This is a genomic window from Lancefieldella parvula (assembly GCF_963530955.1).
In the GTDB taxonomy this organism is placed as follows: Bacteria; Actinomycetota; Coriobacteriia; order Coriobacteriales; family Atopobiaceae; genus Lancefieldella; species Lancefieldella parvula_A.
Map to the genome: position 1 here is coordinate 1 of NZ_CAUSFQ010000110.1, position 3,894 is coordinate 3,894.

Below are 3,894 nucleotides of genomic sequence, written 5' to 3' on the forward strand. Positions count from 1 at the left end.
GCATGCAAAGTTAGATGCACAATCTGGATGGGAGATTTTGGGTCCTGCTGATTGTGTAAAAGCAAAGGTAAAAGATAAGTACCGCAGACACATTTTAGTAAAATCTCCCGTAGATGCTCAGGTGGGAGAAATTCTTTCTCAGTGTGCTGCTTCACTTGATAAAAGAGTGGGTATCAACGTGACATTAGATGTTGATGCTTACGACATGATGTAAGGATAGTTATGAGCTCTGAAGCTGATGATATGGTGCTTTGGCCAGACCCTCGTCTGAGCCAAAAGTGTGAAGAAATTGACGATATTAACGACGATGTCCGTAAGATGGCCGAGCATATGCTTAAGGTTATGTACGCCACCGACGGCGTTGGTCTTGCTGGCCCTCAGGTTGGCTACATGAAGCGCATGGTAGTTATCGATGTTGATTACCCTAACGGCCAAGAGAACCCTTTTGTGCTCATTAATCCAGAGATTAAAGTTGCAGATGGTGAGCCTCGTGTATATGAAGAGGGTTGCCTTTCGTTCCCAGGCATTACCGTTCCTGTTACGCGTCCAAGCCACGTTGTCGTTCATGCATATAACCTTGATGGTGATCTGATGCGCTATGAAGCAGAAGGAGACCTTCTCGCCGTTTGTTTGCAGCATGAGATTGACCACATCAACGGCGTAACCATGCCAGATCATCTGGGACCAGGTGCTCGTATGGAGACGCTGCAGGAGTACAAAGAGGCACTGGCTTCTGGCGCTCGTCCTGGTCAGACAGACTATTAGGAGTTGACATGCGCGTAGTCTTTATGGGAACTCCAGACTTTGCTGTTCCATCGCTTAAAAAACTTGCCCATGATCACCAGGTAGCTTTGGTTATTACAAGGCCAGATGCCGTTCGTGGTCGTGGTAAGGCGCTTGAGCCGTCTCCTGTAAAAGAATGCGCACAAGAACTTGGTTTGCCTGTTCTTGAGGCAAATCGCATGACTCCAGAAGTAATTTCTGCCATGCGTGAGGTACAACCAGAAGCGCTCTGCGTGGTTGCTTTTGGCTGCATTTTGCCTGATGAGGTAATCTCTCTCGCGCCTTACGGTACTTTGAACGTTCACGCATCACTGCTGCCTCGCTGGCGAGGAGCTGCTCCAATTCAGCGCGCCATCCTCGCGGGTGATGCTGTTGCTGGCGTTTCTATCATGAAAATTGCTCATGAACTTGATGCAGGAGATTGGTGCAAGCAAGCATCGTGTGAGGTTGGCTCCAAAAATACTGAGCAACTCACTAACGCTCTGGCACAGCTAGGTGCTGATGCTCTGTCACAGGCTCTTTTTGAGCTCAAGGGAGGTTCTCTTGAGTGGCAGTCACAAGATGAGCGAGAAGTAACGTTTGCTCCTAAAGTTACTAAGCAAGAAATGAAGCTTGCTCCAGAAGATTCAGCCCAGGTAAACGCCCTGAGGGTTCAGGCTTCCTCTGATACCGCTCCAGCTCGTGTATCTGTTGGAGGCAGGTCTCTTCGCGCTTTGTCCGCTCAACTGGCACCAAGTGAAGTTTCTGTTGCTCAAGGTCAGGTTGCAGTTCAAGATCATAGGTTGTTCCTTGGCTGTGCTGAAGGTGTCCTTGAGCTTCTTGAGGTGCGTCCAGATGGCAAGCGCTCTATGGATGCAAAATCATTTGCCGCAGGACTTCAGAAGTCCCAGATGTCCTGGCAGATGCTTCACTAATGGCCACCTTAACTCCTGCTCGAAGAGTAGCCTATCAAGCATTTTTTGAGTGCAGACGTAACAATCTACGTATTCGTGATTATTTAAGGGAGTCAAAAGACTTCTCGGAACTTTCTGTACAAGACAAAGCTTTTGCTACTCGTCTTGCGCTGGGAGTAACGCTTACCAAAGGTAAGCTTGATGAAGCTTTAAAGAATCATCTTAACTCAGGTATTCACCTAGAACCAAAGGTACAGGACGCTCTTCGTATAGCTGTATTTGAGGTTTTATATTTAGAGACAAGACGCGACGCCGCCATCAGCCAAGGTGTTGAGCTAGTAAAGTCTATTTCAAAGCGTTCTTCTGGTCTTGCAAATGCTGTGCTTAGAAAAATTTCTGAAAAAGAAGCTCAGCTTACGCGTGCAAAGAATCCCAAAACGCCTTCAGAGCTTTCGTGGGCGTCAGGTATTCCTGAGTGGATTTGCTTGGAGATTATTGAGTCACTTGGAGAATCTGCTGCTCAAAAACTCATTCTTAATCTTAAAAACCCAGCTCCTGTGTATGTTCTACAAAGAAACGTATCAGAACAACAATTGCAGAGCAGCTCTTTAGAGTTACAGCAAACAGTTCTGCCAGATGTGTATGAGGTAAATAATCCTGCTCAACTTAACGTTGACGCATATGTAAAGAAAGTTCAGCTTGTTCCTGCAGATTTAGCCTCTCAGCTTGTGGCATTTCTCGCGGCATCTTATGTAGACCAAGATATGCTTGAGGTTGGACAGGGTAGAGGGACCAAATCTTTGTTGCTCTCTCATGCATTTGAGGTGCTAGATAAAGAGAATCCCCACATCACCGCTGTTGAGCTTGTAAAAGGAAAGTCCCACGTTTCAAAAAGAAGATTGAAGACCGCTGGACTTTCAGATCAGGTTACATCACTCACGTTTGATGCCACACAGTTTGTATCACCAGAGGTTCCAGAAGAGCTTAATCAGAGCTTTGACGTGGTGTTTATTGACGCTCCCTGTTCTGGCTTAGGCACGCTTCGTCGCCATCCAGAGATTGCGTGGAATTTGTCACCAGAAAGTCTGTATGACGGGGGAGAGCTTACCGCTTTACAAACCAAACTCTTGCAGAGCTGTAGCAGCCGTGTAGAGGTGGGTGGCTTTATAGTCTATGCGACGTGTTCGCTCTCAAATTCAGAGAATCAGCAGGTTATTGACGATTTTCTTGCAAGTTCAGAGGGTTCTCACTTTGAGGTGCAAAATCTTTTTGAGTGCTCCGCGCGTGCATGCTTAACCTCAGAAGCACAAGAGTTTCTCGATACGTGCATTACACCAGAGGGATTTTTGCAGACGGCTTTTGCGTCTGTTGATTGTGATGCTCACTTTATGGCGGTCCTTAAGCGCAAATAAAAGCTCTTGCTGCGTTATCACAACAAGAGCTTCATACGTGACGTTTAAAGAGCGCCTTCAGGCTCAAAGCACAGGATTACTTGCCTTTGCTATCGGTGTTGTAAAAACCGGTGCCCTTAAAGACGATGGTTGAGGTGTTGTACACGCGCTCGGTCTCATGTCCACATTTTGGGCACTGAGGAGCTTCCATCTTCAGGCTCATAGGGCGTTCAATTTCAAAGGTATTGTCGCAGTGTGTGCAGTGATAGCTATAACGTGCCATGCTTCCTCCATGAAAACAATTTATAAACGTGAGATACTTTACCCTACTTAGAGTAGATATTTCACGATTGCAACTAATAAGTTTGTTTACGGAGGCATTATGCAGGTAACCGGTGCAATTTTTGATTGCGATGGAACCCTTGTTGATTCAATGCGCGTTTGGCGCAATGTGTTTGGCGCTGTTCTTCCTAAATACGGCAAGACTGTTGACTCAGAATTTTTTGAGCGCGTTGAGGCTGTTTCGCTTATGGATGGTTGCAAAATTTGCGTTGATCATCTGGAGCTGCCTATCACTGCAGAAGCTTTGTATGAAGAGTTCTGCGCGTATGTAACAGAGCAGTATCAACATCACGTCTCCATTATTTCTGGTGCAAAAGAGTTCTTGCAGGAGCTTTACGATGCGGGTATTCCTATGGCTGTTGCATCGTCAACTCCTGTGCGAGAAGTGCGTGCGGCCCTCGCGGCTCAAGGTATTGAGCACCTCTTTAAAACGGTGGTTTCTACAGAAGACGTGGGGGGAGTGGACAAGGTTGAGCCTGATGTAT

At 46.7% G+C, this 3,894-nt stretch carries 6 protein-coding genes; 5 read left to right on the plus strand and 1 reads right to left on the minus strand.

Annotated elements, in window-relative coordinates:
- From RWJ43_RS06325 to RWJ43_RS06340, 4 genes are all read left to right on the plus strand, one after another.
- On the plus strand, positions 1-214 hold a 214-nt coding region (locus tag RWJ43_RS06325), incomplete at its 5' end, for a hypothetical protein (protein WP_314009044.1).
- A gap of 8 nt (positions 215-222) precedes the next feature.
- A complete protein-coding gene (gene def / locus RWJ43_RS06330; RefSeq protein ID WP_035433103.1) occupies positions 223-765 on the plus strand; it encodes a peptide deformylase in 543 nt (180 codons plus the stop codon).
- Between the two features lie 8 nt (positions 766-773).
- Positions 774-1,697 carry a methionyl-tRNA formyltransferase gene (gene fmt, locus RWJ43_RS06335; RefSeq protein ID WP_314009047.1) on the plus strand — a complete coding sequence of 308 codons (924 nt, stop codon included), beginning with the start codon at positions 774-776 and terminating at the stop codon, positions 1,695-1,697.
- Positions 1,697-3,088 carry a transcription antitermination factor NusB gene (locus RWJ43_RS06340; RefSeq protein WP_314009049.1) on the plus strand — a complete coding sequence of 464 codons (1,392 nt, stop codon included), beginning with the start codon at positions 1,697-1,699 and terminating at the stop codon, positions 3,086-3,088. Before fmt ends, RWJ43_RS06340 begins: the two co-directional genes overlap by 1 nt.
- A gap of 76 nt (positions 3,089-3,164) precedes the next feature.
- On the opposite strand, the gene RWJ43_RS06345 is transcribed toward RWJ43_RS06340, so the two are convergent.
- Positions 3,165-3,350, minus strand: a complete 186-nt coding sequence (locus tag RWJ43_RS06345) for a zinc ribbon domain-containing protein (protein ID WP_314009051.1) — start codon at positions 3,348-3,350, stop codon at positions 3,165-3,167.
- Positions 3,351-3,449: 99 nt separating this feature from the next.
- On the opposite strand from RWJ43_RS06345, the gene RWJ43_RS06350 reads away from it, so the two are divergent.
- Positions 3,450-3,894: HAD family phosphatase (locus RWJ43_RS06350; protein ID WP_314009053.1), on the plus strand; the 445-nt coding region annotated here is incomplete at its 3' end.